This window comes from Candidatus Centipeda massiliensis, assembly GCF_900290285.1.
Taxonomy (GTDB): Bacteria; Bacillota; Negativicutes; order Selenomonadales; family Selenomonadaceae; genus Centipeda; species Centipeda massiliensis.
Map to the genome: position 1 here is coordinate 400,090 of NZ_LT985755.1, position 19,717 is coordinate 419,806.

A 19,717-nucleotide genomic window follows, 5' to 3' on the forward strand; every position below is an offset into this window, starting at 1 on the left:
ATTCCGCTTACTCCACTAGGGTTTGCTACGGAGCATCGCCGTCCGCATTCTTCCGTAACATTTATCATAGAACCATTATATACAAGAAAGTCCCTCGCCGCTGATGTGGGGCGAAGGACGAGCCTGCGTTATCCTAGCGTTGTGCTATCTTACCATATTCACGTGCAGTTTGCAAATCCGACCAAGGTCGCATTAAACTTTTCGATCAGCTTCTCGGGCTTGTAGGACTCCTTTGCCTTACGCAGCCCCTCGATCCCCATATCCTCCTCGCGGTTGATGTAGGTCAGATGGCTCCACGCGTGCTCCACGAACCCCTGATTGATCGCGGGATACGCGCCGCGCAGCTCGGGATCCGCCTTCTCGACATGAATCACCGCCGTATCCGTGTTCAGCTGCTCGCCGAAGGTAAAGGCGACGACGCGCCCACCGAGGAGAATTGCCCCTCCCTTCAGACCGAAGTCCGCGAAGTTGTTCAGCACCTCAAGGATCGCCGTGCGCTCATAGCCGATGAACGGATCGACTGTCCCGTCCTCCTGCTTGTGCTGCTTGTACCAGCTGTTCAGCTCAAGCTTGCACAGCGTTACGATCTCATCTGTAATCGGCACGAACTCCGCATCGGGATGCTCCTTGCGAAACGCATTCAGATGATTCTTCTTCGAGTGCAGCTTGCGCCCCGCGAGACTGATGAGCTTTTCCGAAAGGTACACATAGTCATAGTTGTCGCGGTCAGCGACCACCTCGAAGTTGGCGCAGTCGCAGCTGCGCAGGAAATCTGCATAGCCGCGCTCCATGTCATAGATGTGAAAGGGCTGCTCGATGTCCTCGAAGTACGCGAGCAGCTTCTTCGTCGCTGCGGGGTAGAGCGCGGGATCGCAAAACGGCTGCAGCGCTGAAACGCGCGCCTTCCACTCGCTCACCACATAGAGAACGCTATCCTCCTCCGCGATATGAACGTGGAACGGCTCGCGCCACATATAGAGATTCGTAAAATTAAAATGCGAATTCTCGTAGTAATTCGCACAAAAATAGCGATCAAGCAGGGGCTTGTCTTCCTTTGTCAAGGCATGAAATTCGATGAGTCTCACCTTCCCTTTGGGTTTCCTAGAAAGTTCTCCTAATGGTTTCATTATAGCAAAGCCGTCAAGCCCCGCGTGTCATATTTTACTAAGAATGAGCGCTCCGTCCCCACACAGTTCATAGTGTCCAAGCCCCGCCGGCAGGAACACCGACGCGCCCTTCTGCACACACAGTTCCTCCCGATTGCCGTGGAGCGTCAGTCTGCCGTCCAGTACGGTCAGGCACTGAAAGGAATCCGCGCCCGCATAAAGCGCACACGTCCCCTGGATTGCAAGATGATAGACGGTGAAGAAATCGCACGCGGCGAGGAGGCGCACCTCTGCTCCTGCAATAATGTCAATCGGCGGGGCAGAGGCGGCATGCTGCGTGACGGGAGCGAGACGTGTCACATCGAGAGCCTTTTCGATATGGAGGTCACGCGGCTTGCCGTCTGCTCCGATGCGTCCATAGTCATAGATCCGATATGTCGTGTTCGAGTTCTGCTGAATCTCGCAGATGAGGATGCCCTTGCCGATTGCATGGAGCGTGCCCGCAGGGATGAAGAATACATCCCCCTTCTTGACCGGCACGCGCCGCACCACATCGAGCAGACTGTTGTCCTCAATGCGGCGGCGAAACTCCTCCTTCGTGATCTCGTATTGGAAGCCATAGAGCAGTTCCGCGCCAACCGCGGCGTCCACAACGTACCACAGTTCCGTCTTGCCATATTCTCCCTCGACGCGCAGTGCATAGTCATCGTTAGGATGCACCTGCACAGAGAGATCGTCATGTGCGTCAATCAGCTTGATGAGTAGGGGGAAGTAGGGAAACTTCGTCGCCTTCGTTCCAAGCGCTCCCGCCCCTTCCGCCGCAAGCCAGTCCGCAAGTGTCCGTCCTGCTGCTGCACCATTTGCGATCACGCTCATGCCATCCTTATGACAGGCGAGTTCCCAACTCTCGGCAACTTTCGTCAGCTGTGTTTCTTTTCCGTATTCGTCCCTCAGCCGCGTTCCGCCCCAGAGATAATCCTTGAGCGGCGCTTTGAGTTTCATCGGGTATTTCATAGGTCACTCCTTATTCACGATCATTGGACTATCTTACCGAATCCTGTCAAAAAGTGCAAGGGGGGCAGAAATCGTGGCACTACGATAAATGTTACGAGCAAAAGAAAATGCGGTACTCCTAAGCAAGCCCTAGTGGAGCAAGCGGCGTAGAGTGTGCGACCCGCCCCCTGCGGATTTTAATCGTTCAAGCGCAGCGCGTTTGGAATCCGCAGGTATTTAGGCGGACGAGCACACGTCCGCTTGCGTAACGAGGGTTCTGCGTGGAGTACGCATCGCGAATCCGTAACATTTATCATAGACCCGAAATCGTCATTGTCCCCCGCCGCCGTCTATGGTATCATAAGGACGCCTGCCGCAGGCGGGCTTTATGTATTCAAACTTCCACAATCCATCTGAAACGGAGTGATCTTATGTCCCAAAAGACGATTGATACAACGGAGCGTCCGCCGCTCCTGACGACCATCCCCCTTTCGCTGCAGCACCTCTTCGCGATGTTCGGCTCGACGGTGCTCGTTCCGATCCTGTTCCACGTCAACCCCGCGACCGTGCTGCTCTTCAACGGCATCGGCACGCTCTTCTACCTGATTCTCTGCAAGGGGAAAATTCCCGCCTATCTTGGTTCGAGCTTCGCGTTTCTCTCGCCCGTCTTTCTCGTACTCTCGCAGTACAGCTACGAGGCGGCGCTCGGCGGCTTCATCGTCGTCGGCATTGTATTCTGTGTGGTCAGCTTCATCGTGCACACCATCGGGACAAGCTGGATCGACGTGATCTTCCCGCCCGCCTCGATGGGCGCGATCGTTGCGGTCATCGGACTCGAACTCATGCCGACGGCGGCAAATATGTCGGGACTGACAGGGGAAAACACGGATGCCACCGTCATCTTCGTCTCAATCGCAACCCTTGCCATCACCATCTTCGCCTCAATGGCGTTCCGCGGCTTCCTCTCCATCATCCCGATTCTCATCGGCGTAGTCGCGGGCTACATCATCGCATTCTGTGTGGGAATTGTCGATCTCTCGCACGTCGAGAGTGCGCCGTGGCTGGCGCTGCCGACCATCTACACGCCGGAGTTCGACCTGCGCGCGATCCTCATCATCCTGCCCGCCTCCATCGTCGTCATCGTCGAGCATATCGGACATCTCATCGTGACGGGCAACATTGTCGGACGCAACCTTGCAAAGGATCCGGGACTCGACCGTTCCCTCCTCGGCAACGGCATTTCGACGATCTTCTCCGGCTTCTTCGGCTCGACGCCGAATACAACGTACGGTGAGAACATCGGTGTCCTCGCCATCACGAAAGTCTACTCCACATGGGTCATTGGCGGTGCGGCGATCTTCGCGATCCTGCTCTCCTGTCTCGGCAAGCTCGCCGCACTCATTCAGAGCATTCCAACGCCCGTCATGGGCGGCGTTTCCATGCTGCTCTTCGGTGTCATCGCCGCCTCCGGCATCCGCATTCTCGTCGAGGCGAAGGTGGACTACAACAATCCGATGAACCTCCTCCTCACCTCCATCGTCATGGGCGTTGGTGTATCGACGGCGAGCCTCACCATCGGCACGGTCACGCTGCGCGGTATGGCGCTCGCAACCGTCATCGCCATCATCCTCTCCATCTCCTTCCGCATCATCCTCGCCCTGCGCGGGCAGGAACAAAAGCAGAGCGAATGACGGAGCACATTGTCGCACTGCCGGAGGGTGAAATTTGCCCCGCAAAGACATATCTGATGCGCGTATGCGGCATTTCGTCGGGGCTCTGGAAGCGGATCAAGCACAGCGGCACCTTCACCGTGAACGGTATGCCTGCCATCGCCGCGCGTACCATGCTGCGCGCAGGAGATATTGTCTCATACGAGCTACCAATCATTTCTTCGGTCATCCCCGAACAACTCCCCCTTGCGATCATTTACGAGGACGAGGATCTCCTCGTCCTCGACAAGCCCGCAGGACAGCTTGTTCATCCTACGACGAGGGAGGCACACGGAACTGTTGCCAACGCAGTCCTTGGACTCTACGCGGCGCGCGGCACACAGCTTGACTTTCATCCGTGTCACCGCCTCGACCGCAATACGACGGGACTCCTGCTGATTGCAAAGCATCCCGAAACACAGTATCAAATTGCAAAGCAGAACACGCTGACGCGCACGTACCTTGCCCTGATTGAGGGACTGCTCACACCAAAAGCGGGCACAGTCGATGCGCCGATAGCGCGTGCGCTGCCAAGCATCATCCTGCGCCGCGTTTCTCCCGATGGAAAGCCGGCGCGTACCCATTACAAAACGGAGTGGACAAACGGCAGTCATACACTCCTGCGCCTTCGCCTTGAAACAGGGCGCACCCACCAGATCCGCGTGCACCTCGCCCACCTCGGACATCCCCTGCTCGGGGACGACCTCTACGGCGGCAGCACAGAACTGATGACACGTCACGCCCTCCACTCGGCGCAGCTTACGCTCACACATCCGCGCACGCATGAAAATCTGACGGTCACAAGCCCTCTGCCGGAGGATATGGCACGTATTCTATCATTATAACGATAGAAAAGCACCGTAGACGGTAGCATTCCGTCTGCGGTGCTTTTTGTTATTCAGTGATTCCTTTACTTGCTTGCGCCGAACCACTTCTGATAGATTTTGTCGTATTCGCCGTTATCGTGCAGCTTCTTGAGCGCCTCGTTGATCTTCTTCTGGAGGTCTGCGTTATCCTTCGCCATCGCGATGCCGTAGTCCTCCGCAGAGAGCTTGTCCTCAAGCGACTTCACGCCGACTGCCTGCGACTGCTTGATGTAGTAGTCGTTGACGGGGCGGTCGTTGACGACCGCATCCACACCGCGCGCCTTCAGCTCCATAAAGCAATCAGCAGGGGTGTTGAGCTCTGTGACTGTAACGCCCTCCATCTCCTTGACCATGTTCGCACTCGTCGTGCCGATCTGGACGGCGACCTTGTGTCCCTTGAGATCCTTGAAGGACTTAATCGCCTCCTCATCGCTGCGCACAACCATCGTGAGTCCCGACTGGTAGTACGGATCGGAGAAGCTCACCTTCTGTTTGCGCTCATCATTGATCGTCATGCCGCTGATGATGACATCGATGTTCTTTGCCTGCAATGCGGGGATCAGCCCGTCAAAGCCGATGTTCTGAATCTCTGCCTCACTGCCCATCTCCTTCGCGACGGCACGGATGAGATCCATATCAAAGCCCTGATAGTCCTTCTGTCCCTCGTCCTGGAACTCAAACGGTGCAAAGTCGATTGCAGAACCGACGCGGAGCACCTTTGCCTCCTGCTTTGCCTGATCGCCGCCACCGCAGCCAACGAGAGCGAGGCTCACGAGAGCGCCGGTCAGAATGAGTGCCAATTTTTTCAGTTTCATAGGGAAACCTCCTCAAGTGAGATAAAATCAAAGGAGGGATGCCGCAATAACTGCAACAATCCCTCCATGAAGGGGGCTGTGCCCCTTAAACTCCTTAGAAACGTGCTGCGCGCTTCGCGTTGAAGCAGTCGCGGCAGTAGACCGGACGATCCGTCTTCGGCTCGAACGGGACTTCCGTGTCCTTGCCGCACTCGGCACAGACCACATGGAACATCTGGCGCTCGCCGCTGCTCTGCTCGTCACGACCACGGCGACGCTTGTCGCGGCAATCACGGCAGCGTGCCGGCTCGTTCTCAAAGCCCTTCTCTGCGTAGAACTCCTGCTCACCAGCGGTGAATACGAAGTTGCTGCCGCATTCCTTGCATACGAGTGTCTTGTCTTCAAATGCCATTCTTCCACAATCTCCCTTGAATAAATATAGAGTCTCTCCATTCGCCGAACTGGGAAAGCGTTCACTGAGATTATGGTACAGCAAAGCTTGCTTACATATACAAGGCTTCACACGTTCATTGAACGACTATCAGGTCTTGAGGAACGGATTTCAACGCTCTGTATTATACAGATGTTTTTCATAAAGTGCAAGCATTTTTTCGAGTCTATGGCAACTGTTACGGATGCGCGATGCGCACTCCACGCAGAACCCTCGTTACGCAAGCGGACGTGTGCTCATCCGCCTAAATACCTGCGGATTCCAAACGCGCTGCGCTTGAACGATTAAAATCCGCAGGGGGCGGGTCGCACACTCTACGCCGCTTGCTCCACTAGGGTTTGCTTAGGAGTACTGCATTTTCTTTTGTCCGGAACTTTTATCATAGTTTCATTTTTCTATGCCTGAAATGATCGGTCAAAACAGGCACTCCTGCACCTCCAACCAGCTTTCCTGCTGCGCCTCATGGATACGGTCACCCTTCTCCGCATGTCCGATCAGAAAGGGCGATGCGGGGTCATGGCGGCATCTGTTTTTTGCGACACGCGCGCAATTCGTATTTGCATAGCAGTAGCGACAGAGATGCGGGCAGCTGTCATACGCACCAATGTCCGCGCCGAGGTAGCAGTCACACTCCTTGCGCTGCCGCTGATACTTCGGGAAGCGAATGCGCCGTTCGAGCGCACGCTCGTAGATGCGCGGCGTCATGCAGCCACCCGTGTCCGCACCGCATACGGCAAGTTCATCCCCGCTGCCGCACGGGTAGACGGTCATGCCATGCGCTTTCGCCGTCTCAACGATGGATGCGCCGAGTTCAATCCGCTCTGCGTGCGCAACATCGCGCCCCTCGGGGAAGTTGCGCCGCGTCTTGGCGTAGCGCATGAGAAAGCTGATGACAACCATCTGCGTCGCCCCGGCAAGAATCTCCGCCATCTGCGCAAATATCTGTCGGTGCCAATCAAGCGTATGCCGTTCGTCGATGATGATGGGATCGTAGCGCCAGCCAATCGCGTGCGTACCGACAATCTCCGAGAGCCGACGAAACGTGCGTGCAACCTCCTGCCACGGCGGAACGTTCGGCTCGATATCTCTGCCGTAGGGCGTGATCGTGACGTACCAGAACTGCCCGAACGGCGCGAGGAGATTCATATAGGGGAGCATGGGCGCGGGATTCTTCGTACAGAAGGCAATGAGGTCGACGACGGACGGATCGAGACGATAGCGCGTGACCTGCTGCTCATTGTACGGGTTGCGCACACACACCTCGCCCGCACGCAGACGATTGACGAACCACGGCGTGTAGAACGCGGGAATATCCGTACGCATCCCCGTATGCAGAATCATGATCCTCCCCCCTTTTTCCATAGCGTAACACAAACAAGCGCAAAGATAAATCCCCGACTGCCGCTGCAATCGGGGATGCCATCGCACGAATCGTTCAGAGATAACGAATCCAGACGTAGATATTCGAGACGATGATGGTGAAGATCATGACGGGGAATGCGACCTTCATAAAGCCGAGAAAGGAGATCGGGCGGCCGCGCTGCGCCGACATGGAGGCGACAACGACATTCGCGCTCGCACCGATGAGCGTACCGTTGCCGCCAAGGCAGGCGCCAAGTGCAAGCGACCACCACATTGGATCGAGATTCGTAAGCCCCATCTCGCCCATGTCCTGAATGAGCGGTATAAGCGTCGCAACAAACGGGATATTGTCGATGAACGCCGATGCGAATGCACTCATCCAGAGGATGAGGATTGCCGTCGCGTCGACATTGCCGCCCGTCGCCTTAATTGCCTCAGCTGCGAGCATACGGATCACGCCCGTCTCAACAAGTGCACCGACGAGAATAAACAGACCGCCAAAGAAAAAGATTGCCGGCCACTCGATCTTGGAGAGTACCTTCACGATCGTCTCCTCGTCGCGCGTCGCCGTGAGGAGCAGCAGCAGCCCCGCACCTGAGAGGGCGACGGTCGCAGACTCAAGGCCAAGACTTCCATGCAGGACAAAGAGCGAGATTGTGAGAAAGATGACCGCAAGGCATTTCTTCAGGAGGCTGTGATCCGTAATCTGCGCACTGGCAGGCAGCCGCATGATCTTGTCCTGAAGCTCCGGCTGGGTATGCAGACCTTTGTGGTAGAGGGCAATAAGTATGAATTGTACCAAGATAAAGATAATGATTGAGATGAGTGTCAGATTTTCCACGAATGCCATGAAATCAAGTCCGACAGCACTGCCGATCATGATGTTCGGCGGGTCACCGATGAGCGTCGCCGTACCACCAATGTTGGATGCCAGAATCTGTGAGATAAGGTACGGCATAACATCGACCTTGAGTTGTGATGTAATACTGAATGTGATGGGCACGGTCAGCAAAACCGTTGTGACGTTGTCGAGGAGTGCCGAGCAGACCATCGTAATGGTCGAGAGAACGACGAGGAGCGCGATCGGCTGTGCCTTTACCTTCTGCGCCGCCCATATTGCGAGGAAGTTGAACAGTCCCGTCTCACTCGTGATGTTCACAATGATCATCATACCCATGAGGAGCCCCAGCGTATTGAAGTCGATATGGTGGACAGCGGTCTCCTGCTCGATGATTCCACAGAGGATCATAAGCATTGCGCCGAACAGTCCGACGATGGTGCGGTGCACCTTTTCAGAGATGATGAGCGCGTACGCGATGACGAAGATGACAATCGCCACAATCGTTGCATTTTCCATCATTACACATCCTTCTTCTCGTTACGAGAAATCCATCACGTTGCCGTGATAATCACCTGCCGGTCCTTGCGCTGAATTTTAAGCTTATAATGCTGCACGCCTTCCTGCGCCAACATCAGCTTCAGCTCCATCAGTACGCGACCAAGCTCATCCACCTGTGCAGAGGAAAGCCCTGCACGGGCAAGGTCGGCAGGAGGTTCCTGCGCTGCACTTGCGCGTGCGCGTTCCTCCGCCTGCCGTTCCTTTCTCAACAGGACTTCTGCGAGGGTCTCCTCCTCCTCAAAGCCTTGCATCATATCTTTGTCCGACCGGTTCTTCGGTATCTTTGCCACAGCAAACCTCCTTATGCCACCCGCATCGGGCGACATGACAGACACGCAGTGGGGATCACTTTACCTTGCTCCATGTGTCCTTCAGCCCGACCACGCGATTGAATACGATATGATCCGGTGTAGTATCCGGGTCAACCACAAAGTAGCCGACGCGCAGGAATTGGTAGTGTGCTCCTGCCGCCGTGAGGCGGACGCTGGGCTCGACCTTCGCGTCCGTCAGGATCTCAAGCGAGTGCGGATTGAGCGCGTCAATGAAATGTGCCGGCTCCTCCTCGCCCTCAGGTATATCACGCAAAAGGCTCTCGTAGAGGCGCACCTCCGCCGTGAGCGCGTGCTCTGCCGCAACCCACTGAATCGTCCCCTTGACCTTGCGGTTTGCCGCAGCACCGCCGCTGCGCGTCTCTGGATCATAGGTGCAGCGCAGCTCCGTAATTTCCCCCGCCGCATCCTTTATGACTTCCTCGCATTTGATGATGTAGGCGTGCTTGAGACGCACCTCACCGCCCGGCTTCAGACGGAAGAACTTCTTCGGCGCATCCTCCATAAAGTCCTCGCGGTCGATGTAGAGTTCCCGCGCAAACGGCACATAGCGCTGCCCCCCATGCGTGGGGCTGTTCTCCGCGAGCAGATATTCAGTCTCCCCCTCTGGGTAGTTGATGAGAACAAGCTTGACCGGACGCAAGACAGCCATCACACGCGGCGCATTGCGATTCAGCTCGTCGCGTACGCTGTGCTCAAGCATGGCGTTGTCTACCGTACTGTTGCTCTTGGCGACGCCAATCTCCTCGCAGAACGCGCGCACAGCCGCGGGCGGGTAGCCGCGGCGGCGCATCCCAGAGATGGTCGGCATACGCGGATCATCCCAGCCGCGCACATGTCCCTCCTCGACGAGCTGACGCAGCTTGCGCTTGCTTGTGATCGCCCCCGATAGATTGAGCCGTGCGAACTCAATCTGGCGCGGACGCTCTCCTGCCGGAAACCCAAGAGACTCAAGCAGCCAGTCATAGAATGGACGATGCTCTTCAAATTCGAGGGTGCACAGCGAGTGCGTAATCCCCTCGATTGCATCCGAGATTGGGTGCGCGAAATCGTACATTGGATAGATGCACCACTGATCGCCCGTCCGATGATGCGGCACATGGGCGATACGGTAAATCACCGTGTCGCGCATGACGAGATTCGGCGATGCCATGTCAATCTTTGCACGCAGGACGCGCGCGCCATCTGGGAACTCTCCCGCACGCATGCGCGTGAAGAGGTCGAGATTCTCCTCCACGGAGCGATTGCGGTACGGACTTTCCCTCCCCGGCTCGGTCAGTGTGCCGCGATGCGCACGAATCTCATCTGCCGAGAGATCATCTACGTATGCAAGTCCTTTTTGAATCAGCGAGACGGCATAAGTATACATCTGCTTGAAGTAATCTGACGCGTAGAAACGGCGATCCCCCCACGAGAAGCCAAGCCAGCGGATATCCTCCTGAATGGAGTCCACATACTCGACATCCTCCTTCGTCGGATTCGTATCGTCAAAGCGCAGATTGCAGAGCCCATTGTAGTCCTCTGCTACGCCGAAGTTGAGACAGATAGACTTTGCGTGTCCAACGTGCAGATAGCCGTTCGGCTCGGGCGGAAAGCGCGTATGAATGCCCTCCGCGTGCCGTCCTGCACGCAGATCCTCGTCGATGATATTGCGGATAAAATTCGATGTCTTTACGTCTGCCATGGTATCCCTCTATCCGTATAATTCCAATCAATCGTTCCGTGCGCAGCACCGTTCGATATAGGCACGCAGGTGCGCGACGCCCTCGGCAATCCCCTCCTGCACCGGAAGGCTCTCAATAAAGGCGTCCACATAGCCACGATCCACAATGCGGCGCAGTGTCCACATGAAATTGATGTCATAGATCCACATGAGCCGTACGATCTTGCGATCACCATGCGTGCGCAGGCGATAGTAGTCCGCCTGTCGTCCCGCCGCGAAGTCTGCCACGAAGTCAGGGCTAACCTCCTGTGCTGCATCCGACGGCACGAAGTTCGGCGCTTTCTCCGCCCCATCGGGCGCGAGAAACGGCAGGAGGACACGATAGATGTCAAGCTTGTCCGCGTCGCGGATCACCTTGGCAAAAAACAGCTTTCGCTCATCGTCCGTCGGTGCAATTTCCTTCTTATTGTGGTATTTTATCGCAAAGCGCACAATGTCCGCATCCGCGGGTGTGAGCCGCTCCAGAAAGTCCACTTCCTCTGCGAGCACCTTCAACCCGAGTTCGGCATGATCCTCTGAGGCGGCATCGTTGAACGTCTGATAAATGGCATACTGTCGGAACCGCCCCACATCGTGAAAAAGTCCAATGATCTCGGCGAGTGCCGTGTCGTGCGCATTGCATCCGAGAAACTTTGCAAGTGCACGCGCATTCGTCGTAACATAGCCCGTGTGAATCTCTTTGAGCCGAATTCCGCGCATGACCTCGGGATCATCCGTACGAAAGGAACGCATATAGTCATTCATCCATCGGTGCATCTCGTGCAGAAGCTCCTTCATCTGCGTTCCTCCTTTCACATACTTCCTGCCAATCAGCCCTCAGAAACAGGGATATACGTATCGTCAAAATCCGTCGCAATGAGCGTCGCCTGCACCTTTCCCGCCATCTCCTCCTGGACGACGAGTCCCACGATCACGTTGACCTCAGGATGGGCGCTCTTACGAATATAGTGCACCGCCTCATCGACATCGCGCAGACTCATCGTGGGATCACCCGTGAGATTCAGCACAACGCCGCGCGCGCCTACGACATCACGGTCGAGCAGAGGGCTTTCAACCGCCCTTTGCACGGCCTTCTGCGGTGTCTCAGCCACGCCGATGGCGAGCAGGGCATCACTCGATGGACTCTGCCGAAAGATCGTCGTCACATCCGCAAAATCGACATTGATAACCCCAGTGGTAAGAATCAGCTCCGCTACGCAGCCAACGGTATGCCGCAGCACCTCATCCGCGAGGGCAAAGGCATCGACAAAGGACATCGTACGGTCAGGTGCAATCTTGAGGAGATTGTCGTTGCGAATGGTGATAAAGGCGTCCGTATGCCCCTCCATTTGAGCGATTCCCGCCTGCGCCGTCTGCATTTTGCGCGCCATCTCGAAGTGGAACGGTGTGGTCACGACACCAATCGTGAGGATGCCCATATCCTGCGCGATCTCTGCCACAATAGGCGCTGCACCCGTCCCGAACCCGCCGCCCATCGTCGCTGCAATGATGACGAGATCGGCTCCTGCGATCATCCCGCGTATCGCCTTCTCCTCATCACGCGCCGCCTGCTCGGCAATCTCGACCCGTCCGCCCGTGCCGCGTCCGTTCGTCATTTTCTCGCCGACGGGCAGAACCGCAATCCCCTGCTTATGCAGTGTATTCAGCTGCCGCAGATCGGAATTGATGCCGATGAGCGTCATATCGAGATCGTATTTTTCGCGCACACAGCGCACGATATTGTTGCCGCCGCCGCCCACGCCGACCACCTTTATTGTGATTTTTGGTTTGATGATTTCAGCTGCCGGCATATACATACTCCTATCGAAGTACCGATTCCATCAGTTGTTCCGCATTTTCCCTGTCCCGCGTACCTGTGCCATAAGCGCACCGCCGAGGAGGAGCGCACAGCCCATCATCTGAACGCCGCTCATCGTCTCCCCGAGGATAATCCATCCCGCCACGGCGGCAAAGATCGCCTCCGTCGACATGAGGATCGCCGCCTGCGTTGGCTCTACATACGCCTGCCCTAGAATCTGACAGGTATAGGCAACACCGCAGGAGAACAGGCCGGCGTAAAGGATTGGAACTGCCGCACTCCAGAGATCGCTCCACGCAAAACTTTCGTAGATTGCAGCAAGAGCAGCACTGCCAACGGTACAGACAATCATCTGCATAAAGCAGAGCTCAATCGCATCGACGGCGCGTGCATAGCGGTCAATCAAGAGAATCTGCGCCATCCAAAAGAAGGAACAGATGAGGACAAGCAGATCGCCCGTGTTGATCGAACGTTCTCCGTATGCAGAGAGGAAGTAAACCCCCGCAAACGCAAGGATTGCGCCGCCCCACTGCACCGCGCGGACACGCTGTCCGAGCAGAACGGCGGCGAGCGGTACAAGCACAATGTAGAGCGTTGTGATGAACGCCGTTTTGCCCGCCGTTGTGTAGAGGAGCGCGACCTGTTGGAGCGTCACGCCGACAAACATGGCAAGCCCCACGGGAATCCCCGCGCGAAAGCCCGAGCGAAATGTCCCCGCGCGCCTCTGCGCCGCACGCTTGTCGCGGTAGAGAAACCACAGAGCCCCAATGAAGAGAACGCCAAGTGCAAAGCGTGAAGCTGCGTAGGTGTAGGGACCGAGCCCCTCCATCCCAAGGATCTGGGCAACAAAGGTCGTGCCCCAAAAAAACGATGCTGCCAGCAGCATCAACGTCCCGCGCAGATGCATCAATCAGAGCACCTTCGACAGGAAGCTGCGCGTGCGCTCCTCCTTTGGGTTCTCAAACACCTCGCGCGGGACGCCCGACTCAATGATGCGCCCCTCGTCCACGAAGAGCAGACGGTCGCCCACCTCGCGGGCAAAGCCCATCTCATGCGTCACAATAACCATCGTCATACCCTCGTTTGCAAGCGCACGCATGACATCGAGCACCTCGCCGACCATCTCGGGATCGAGTGCCGAAGTCGGCTCATCGAAAAGCATGACCTTCGGGTGCATGGCGAGCGCACGGGCGATTGCCACGCGCTGCTGCTGACCGCCCGAGAGATTGTCGGGGTAGGCATCCGCCTTCTCCGCAAGCCCCACGCGCGCGAGCAGCTCCCGCGCCGTTTTCTCCGCCGCATCGCGTGCGACGTGCTTCACCTTCATCGGCGCGAGCATGATATTTTCAAGTACCGTCATGTGCGGAAAGAGGTTGAACCGCTGGAACACCATGCCGACCTCTTCGCGCACCTTGTTGATATTCGCCTCACTTGAGAGCGTGATGCCGTCAACGACGACCTCGCCCCCCGTCGGCTCCTCAAGATGGTTCATGCAGCGCAGCAGCGTGCTCTTGCCCGAACCCGAAGGACCGATGATAACAACGACCTCTTTCTCATCAATCGAGAGATCGATCCCCTTCAGCACTTCGTCCGTGCCAAATGCCTTACGCAGTCCCTTGATCTCAATCATGGACGCGATACCTCCGTTCCAGATATGCGACAAAGCGCGAGATGGTCAGCGTCATGACAAGATAGATGACGGCGACGCTCATCCAGATTTCAAACGAGCCGTACGTCTTTGCAATGATGAGCTGCCCCCGACGCGTCAGCTCCTCGAAGCCGATGACCGAGACGAGAGACGAGTCCTTGAGCATGGCGATGAACTCGTTGCCGAGCGGCGGGATAACGCGTTTGAATGCCTGCGGCACAATGATGTAGCGCATGGTCTGCAGCCACGTCATGCCGAGCGAGCGCCCCGCCTCCATCTGCCCGTCGTCCACGGACTGAATGCCCGCGCGAAAGATTTCCGCCACGTATGCGCCCGAGTTGATCCCGCACGCCGAGATCGCCGCAATGAAGGGATCGATGCGCTGCCCCGTAATGACGGGCAGCGCGAAGTAAAAGAGAAAGATCTGCACGAGCAGCGGCGTCCCACGGAAGAACTCCACATAGACCTCCGCGAGCATACGCAGCACGCGCAGATTCGAGATACGCGCCACACCCACGATCAGACCAATCACAAAGCCAATCGCTGTCGAGAGCACCGTGATCTGGATCGTAACCCCCGCGCCGATGAGCAGCAGCGGAAATGAGTTAACGACGAGATTCATATCAAAATTCATAAGACCATCCATTCTCCCCGCAGGAATTGATAATTCCCATGATAATCATGCATAAATAGCCGTTCTCCATATTATATTTCAATCACAGAGTGGTGTCAATAAATTCGCGCCCTTTGTCGATCGCTATGTCAATTCGCATTCCCAAATCTCACGACACATATCTCTATTTTTGTCCCATTCATTATAGGCTTCGCTCTTTGTCCGATGAAATCCAAACTTAGCATAAAGATGGCGTGCAGGTTTCAGTATATCAAGCGTCCCCAAAAAAAGGTGGCGATAACCTTTCTTGTGGCAAAAAGAAATCGCCTCCGCCAGCAGGCGATTTCCAAGCCCATGACCCTGCACATCCATATCTACGCCGAGCCAGCGCAGCTGTGCCCTATCCGCGCCCTTTTTGATGACTGCAATATCGCCAATCATCTTCCCATCAAGCTCGGCAATCCACATCTGACTACCCTCCAAATCATCGTAGAGTTCCACCATCCCGCGCAGCATCTCCTGCTCATAAAACCCGTTGAAACCATACTGACGCCTGTAGAGTTCGTATTGAAAATAACAAACCTTGCTTGGATCTCCCGGCTGATAGGTACGAAGTATAATCTCACTTGCCATCTTCTCATCCCCATTTTATTTCATTCAGTGAATGAAATTTCCCCCATAAGCACACAGAACGATGCTGCTTATGGGGGACTGCTATTGTTTTCAAGTCAATGCCGATGCCTGCAAATCACAGCTTCTTGGACAGCGCCTCGATGCTGTCGGATATCGCCTTTGCCTCCTCAACGGACGCACTGATCTCCTTCATGTTCGCCGCCTGATTCTCGATCAGACCGTTGATGGACTTGATGCGCTCGGCAATATGATTTGCCGCCTTTCCCATAGAGCCGAGTTCTTCAAGAATTTTGCTTGCTGCATCGCGGCTGCTGTCAGCAAGTTTCCCGACCTCCTCCGCCACAACAGAGAAGCCGCGCCCTGCCTCGCCCGCGCGGGCAGCCTCAATGGAGGCATTCAGCGAGAGAAGGTTCGTCTGCTTCGAGATCGTCATGACAAGCTCAGACATCTTGAGTGTGTTCTCCGTCTGGCTGCGCGTATCCTCCGCCGCCTTCGTGATCTCCTCCTGTACGCTCGAGATCTCCATCGTGCGCTCCATCGTTTGGCTCACACTCTCTGTAATCGTGTCGATGGACGCATACAGACTGCTGAGCATCGTCTCAAGCTCGCCGTAGAATTTTTCCTTCTTCCGCGATGTCTGATCCAACGCCTCTGATTTCCGCTTCTCCTCGTCGATATCGATAAAGACGCCGATGATCTCCTCCGGATGTCCGCTTCTGTCGCGCACAACATTGCCAGAGGCATGAAACCAACGATAGCTGCCGTCGTGTACCTTCAGACGGTAGTCCACATCGTACGGAGTGCGCCCGCTGAGATCCTTGATGCAGGCGTTAAAGGAGGAAAATGTCCCCTCCACATCGTCCGGGTGCAGACGTGAACTCCACGCCTCCACTGTATTCGGAAAATCAGACTCTCCGCGGAACCCGACCATGCGGCGGAACTCATCCGACCAGATTGCATAGTCGATGCTGAAGTCCGGCTTGATCTTCATGTACCACATGCCGGAGTTGATCGCCTCATTGACCGTACGAAGACGGAACCGCTGATACTCAAGTTCCTCATTCATGCAGTCAATCAGCGCATTGAGTTCAGCCGCAAACGGCTCACTGCCACGTAGCTTCGTAAAGAGTTCGTTCTTCTCATGTCCTGCGACGATATTCTGTATCGTCCCCGCCAGATCCTGCGCCCCGGCTGCAGCGCTGTTCTTGTCAAACATTGCATTCCCTCCAAAAAGCATTACGCCCTGTATTAGGTTTATTGTACCATACCCCTCCATATATGCAAGCCCTAATGCGTGCACATATAAAAATTCCCTCGGACATTTTTGCCCGAAGGAATTTTTACAAAATGTACCCGATCAGAACTGATAACGCACGCCGATTTCGGCATAGCGTGCCGGCTGGGGGTAGCGTGTGCCGCTGTAGGAGGAGTAGGCCTGATTCGTCGCGTTGCGCAGACGTGCGTAAATCGTCCCACCATCTGCGAAGTCATAGCCTGCGCTTAACTCAAGCGCTGCATAGCGGCTGCGTCCGTAGTACTGCTTGGACAGACCGCTTGCCATCGTGCCGAGGACATTCGCGTGCCATCGACCATTGTCGTAGTGCACGCCGATGCGCCCGCCGTTCGGTTGGCTGATATGGTTAAGATAGTCACGCGCTGTGCTATTGTAGTCATCCTTGGACTCCGTATGCGTATAGGAATAGCCAAGATCATAGCTCCAGTGCTTATCTACCTTCTTCTGAAAGAGAATCTCCATGCCGCGCTTCTTCTCGTGCGCAATATTAGTGACACGGCTTGTAAAAGTCAGGGGATTATAGTACCAATGAATCGCATCACTGAGCTTCGACTGGAAGAAGTCCACACTAAGAGAAGTACGCGCATCGAAGTTGTGGGATATGCCAAGCGACTCCGTATGCCCGCTCTCAGGGCGAAGGTCTGGATTACCATACATCATCCACCCCATATTGTTATAAAACAAATCATCTGCCGTCGGAGCCTTGTAGACACGTCCCCACGAGGCGTAGACACGCGTCTTCTCGTCCGCATTGTAGTTCACAGCAAATTTTGGTGAGCCATGTGAGCCGAATCTGCTGTGATGATCGAGACGCACGCCCGGTACGAGTACCCACTTATCCCCGAGACGGATCGTATCCTGCACATAGACCGCCTTATTCGTGATCTTCTTGTTGCTATACCCGCCATTGGCAACATTTGTCGAGTGACTCGTACGCCACTCCAGTCCTGCTACAAGCGTATGATCCTTGCCCAGCTTCCAGCCGTTCTGATACTCGCCGCCCTGCACGTGTGTATCATATTTCCCACTGAAGTCCACGGACTTAAAATTGCCATAGTAGCGCAGATAACCCGGCGTTCCCGTCCCCTCCTTAAAATTATAGGAGGCAGATACGGTATTATAAATTGCATCATGATGCGACGAAGGAGCAAAATTATAATACGAATTTGCATCAACCGTCCGGTGCAGTACCGAGAGCGTTAGCGATTGACGTGGATCGATCCGGTGATCAAGGCGCAGGGAAAGGCTGTTGTTCGCATAGTCGCTGCTTGGCATCCGATGCGTCTTTCCATCCGTCCCCTTATACCTCATGTAGCTGCTGCGGTCAAGCCCCGCTGTGAACTGCCAGCTGAGGGTTCCATCCGTCCCCGCATGTGAGAGTTCATAGCCATGCGTACCCCACGATCCCGTACGCAGATCAAGCTCCGTCTGTTCCTTTGCCGCACGCTTCGTGATGATGTTGACGACGCCGCCAATCGCATCCGATCCATAGAGCGCCGACCCCGCTCCCTTGACAACTTCGATGCGCTTGATATTCTTCACCGATGGGATCATGCGCAGATCGACGCCGGCACGCCCGTTCACAACGCCCTGATCGTTGTTCAGACGCACACCGTCCACCATGACGACAACACGATCATCACCGTTTAGGCGCACATACTCCTCCCCGCTTGCACGATCAACAACGACGCCGTTGATGTGTTCGAGGGCTTCTGAAATACTCCGATAGTGGTTCTGCTCGATCTCCTGTGCTGTGATGACCGCAACATTCGCTGGTGCCTGACGCACGCTCAGTGGCGTGCGTGTCGCCGTGACGACGGTCTCTCCCAGTGAATGCTCATCCGCAGATGTACGATCATTTGCAGCATACGCTTGTCCCCCAATGGACAAGGAACCAACAGCGAGTGCGGCTGTCACAGCCATACGAATACTCTTCTTCATCGCAAACTCCTCCTAAAATCACCCTACTACTAAAACTTCTTATGACATGTCGGCATGGACTCCGACAGACAAAAGCATATTACAATCGCCCCAAGGCGAAGCACTGCGTGTGTATCTTCTGCTCCCAGTCCGCACGCGAGCGCTGGCAGAACTCATGGACGAGATAATCCGGCTGTATGGCATCGAGAATATGGCGTGCTGCATCTGTCCGAAACGGCTCATGCCGATCCACGTGCATGACATAATCCATCGCCTCCTGCCATTGCAGCGGACGCAATTCTCCCGCATGGCGGCGCATCATCTCCCGTGTATACGAACCCGAGAGCGACTGATGCAGATGAATTCCATAGACATACTTGCCCGCCGCGCCGAGGGCGCGGTAGATTTTTGTCACGTATGCCGCCCCCTCTTCCTCACTCCGCAGCGCAAGATTCGTATTCATCAGATGTCCGACATCCAGCATAAAGCCCGTATCGGGATAGTTGACCTGCTCCAGGAGCATGGCGGCGAGATGCGGCTGACAAAAGGTCAGCCCCGGCCACCAAAGGTTTTCAAAGAGAAGTTTGCAGCCCTTTGGGATTTCGGCGGCAATCTCATGCACCAGCTCGATGGTCGCACGGATTACATCCTCATCCGATAGTGAGAATCTTCTCTCATACATCTCCGATGTGCGGTTGTGTGCGACATGAAAGACGAGATACTCTGGTTCACACTCCGCCGCCCGCCGCAGATTCTCCTTCCACGCCGCGATCCAATCACCAACATCCAAAGAGCCGTAGTAGGCGCGGATCTTCTCCTCGCTGCCAAACTCCTCCATAAGCGCCGCGCGGTCGCCGTGCCAAAAATCCACCCACGTCGGCCAGAACAGGAGATGTACGCCCTTGATATACCTCGTTGGAAACACCGCACAATCCCACGGCGCACAGAGCATGAACTCAATGCCGTCCAGCCTGTGTGTGCGCAGGATCTCTGCGAGTGTATCCGAACTGTTTTGGAGCAGATCCTCTGCATCACAGTCTGCATTGGATAGATTCGTCAGTGTAAGCATATATGCCCTT

Annotated in this window: 19 protein-coding genes; 2 read left to right on the forward strand and 17 right to left on the reverse strand. The window is 55.7% G+C overall.

The annotated features are described in order from the left end of the window. Positions 1-158 precede the first annotated feature (158 nt). Together C8273_RS07910 and C8273_RS07915 are read right to left on the reverse strand one after the other, a co-directional pair. On the reverse strand, positions 159-1,085 hold the full coding sequence (locus C8273_RS07910) for a DUF2156 domain-containing protein (RefSeq protein ID WP_106627190.1): 927 nt from the start codon (positions 1,083-1,085) through the stop codon (positions 159-161). 69 nt (positions 1,086-1,154) lie between these two features. Continuing rightward, on the reverse strand, positions 1,155-2,120 hold the full coding sequence (locus C8273_RS07915; RefSeq protein ID WP_106627191.1) for a type I phosphomannose isomerase catalytic subunit: 966 nt from the start codon (positions 2,118-2,120) through the stop codon (positions 1,155-1,157). Between the two features lie 410 nt (positions 2,121-2,530). Here C8273_RS07915 and uraA point away from each other — a divergent pair, with 410 nt between their 5' ends. Together uraA and C8273_RS07925 are read left to right on the forward strand one after the other, a co-directional pair. Continuing rightward, on the forward strand, positions 2,531-3,790 hold the full coding sequence (uraA, locus tag C8273_RS07920; RefSeq protein WP_106627192.1) for a uracil permease: 1,260 nt from the start codon (positions 2,531-2,533) through the stop codon (positions 3,788-3,790). Then, positions 3,787-4,653, forward strand: coding sequence for an RluA family pseudouridine synthase (locus C8273_RS07925; protein ID WP_106627193.1), 867 nt, complete (start codon positions 3,787-3,789; stop codon positions 4,651-4,653). The genes uraA and C8273_RS07925 overlap by 4 nt, the downstream gene beginning before the upstream one ends. A 65-nt stretch (positions 4,654-4,718) precedes the next feature. Here the strand turns inward: C8273_RS07925 and C8273_RS07930 are convergent, their stop codons facing one another. The 15 genes from C8273_RS07930 to C8273_RS08000 form a co-directional block, all read right to left on the reverse strand. Continuing rightward, positions 4,719-5,489, reverse strand: a complete 771-nt coding sequence (locus C8273_RS07930) for a basic amino acid ABC transporter substrate-binding protein (protein ID WP_106627194.1) — start codon at positions 5,487-5,489, stop codon at positions 4,719-4,721. 94 nt (positions 5,490-5,583) lie between these two features. Continuing rightward, on the reverse strand, positions 5,584-5,880 hold the full coding sequence (locus tag C8273_RS07935; RefSeq protein ID WP_106627195.1) for a zinc-ribbon domain containing protein: 297 nt from the start codon (positions 5,878-5,880) through the stop codon (positions 5,584-5,586). 453 nt (positions 5,881-6,333) lie between these two features. After that, complete coding sequence (locus C8273_RS07940) at positions 6,334-7,260, reverse strand: DUF1848 domain-containing protein (protein ID WP_106627196.1); 927 nt, start codon at positions 7,258-7,260, stop codon at positions 6,334-6,336. Between the two features lie 94 nt (positions 7,261-7,354). Beyond that, positions 7,355-8,641, reverse strand: coding sequence for an ArsB/NhaD family transporter (locus C8273_RS07945; protein WP_106627197.1), 1,287 nt, complete (start codon positions 8,639-8,641; stop codon positions 7,355-7,357). Positions 8,642-8,673: 32 nt separating this feature from the next. After that, a complete protein-coding gene (locus C8273_RS07950) occupies positions 8,674-8,970 on the reverse strand; it encodes a hypothetical protein (protein WP_106627198.1) in 297 nt (98 codons plus the stop codon). A 55-nt stretch (positions 8,971-9,025) separates the two neighbouring features. Beyond that, the gene (locus C8273_RS07955) at positions 9,026-10,693 is read right to left on the reverse strand and encodes a glutamine--tRNA ligase/YqeY domain fusion protein (RefSeq protein ID WP_106627199.1); all 1,668 of its coding nucleotides are present in this window, start codon (positions 10,691-10,693) and stop codon (positions 9,026-9,028) included. Positions 10,694-10,720: 27 nt separating this feature from the next. Further along, positions 10,721-11,509 (reverse strand): HD domain-containing protein, encoded by a 789-nt coding sequence (locus tag C8273_RS07960; protein ID WP_106627200.1) that lies wholly within the window; start codon positions 11,507-11,509, stop codon positions 10,721-10,723. A 32-nt stretch (positions 11,510-11,541) separates the two neighbouring features. Next, positions 11,542-12,522 carry a cell division protein FtsZ gene (locus tag C8273_RS07965; protein ID WP_106627201.1) on the reverse strand — a complete coding sequence of 327 codons (981 nt, stop codon included), beginning with the start codon at positions 12,520-12,522 and terminating at the stop codon, positions 11,542-11,544. Between the two features lie 30 nt (positions 12,523-12,552). Next, a complete protein-coding gene (locus C8273_RS07970; RefSeq protein WP_106627319.1) occupies positions 12,553-13,437 on the reverse strand; it encodes a DMT family transporter in 885 nt (294 codons plus the stop codon). Between the two features lie 3 nt (positions 13,438-13,440). Further along, the gene (locus C8273_RS07975) at positions 13,441-14,160 is read right to left on the reverse strand and encodes an amino acid ABC transporter ATP-binding protein (RefSeq protein ID WP_106627202.1); all 720 of its coding nucleotides are present in this window, start codon (positions 14,158-14,160) and stop codon (positions 13,441-13,443) included. After that, positions 14,153-14,812 (reverse strand): amino acid ABC transporter permease, encoded by a 660-nt coding sequence (locus C8273_RS07980; protein WP_106627203.1) that lies wholly within the window; start codon positions 14,810-14,812, stop codon positions 14,153-14,155. The genes C8273_RS07975 and C8273_RS07980 overlap by 8 nt, the downstream gene beginning before the upstream one ends. A 123-nt stretch (positions 14,813-14,935) precedes the next feature. Then, a complete protein-coding gene (locus tag C8273_RS07985; RefSeq protein WP_106627204.1) occupies positions 14,936-15,424 on the reverse strand; it encodes a GNAT family N-acetyltransferase in 489 nt (162 codons plus the stop codon). A 115-nt stretch (positions 15,425-15,539) separates the two neighbouring features. Then, positions 15,540-16,640 carry a methyl-accepting chemotaxis protein gene (locus C8273_RS07990; protein ID WP_106627205.1) on the reverse strand — a complete coding sequence of 367 codons (1,101 nt, stop codon included), beginning with the start codon at positions 16,638-16,640 and terminating at the stop codon, positions 15,540-15,542. Positions 16,641-16,781: 141 nt separating this feature from the next. Beyond that, on the reverse strand, positions 16,782-18,659 hold the full coding sequence (locus tag C8273_RS07995; protein WP_106627206.1) for a TonB-dependent receptor plug domain-containing protein: 1,878 nt from the start codon (positions 18,657-18,659) through the stop codon (positions 16,782-16,784). A 79-nt stretch (positions 18,660-18,738) separates the two neighbouring features. After that, positions 18,739-19,707 carry a TIM barrel protein gene (locus C8273_RS08000; protein ID WP_106627207.1) on the reverse strand — a complete coding sequence of 323 codons (969 nt, stop codon included), beginning with the start codon at positions 19,705-19,707 and terminating at the stop codon, positions 18,739-18,741. Positions 19,708-19,717 lie beyond the last annotated feature (10 nt).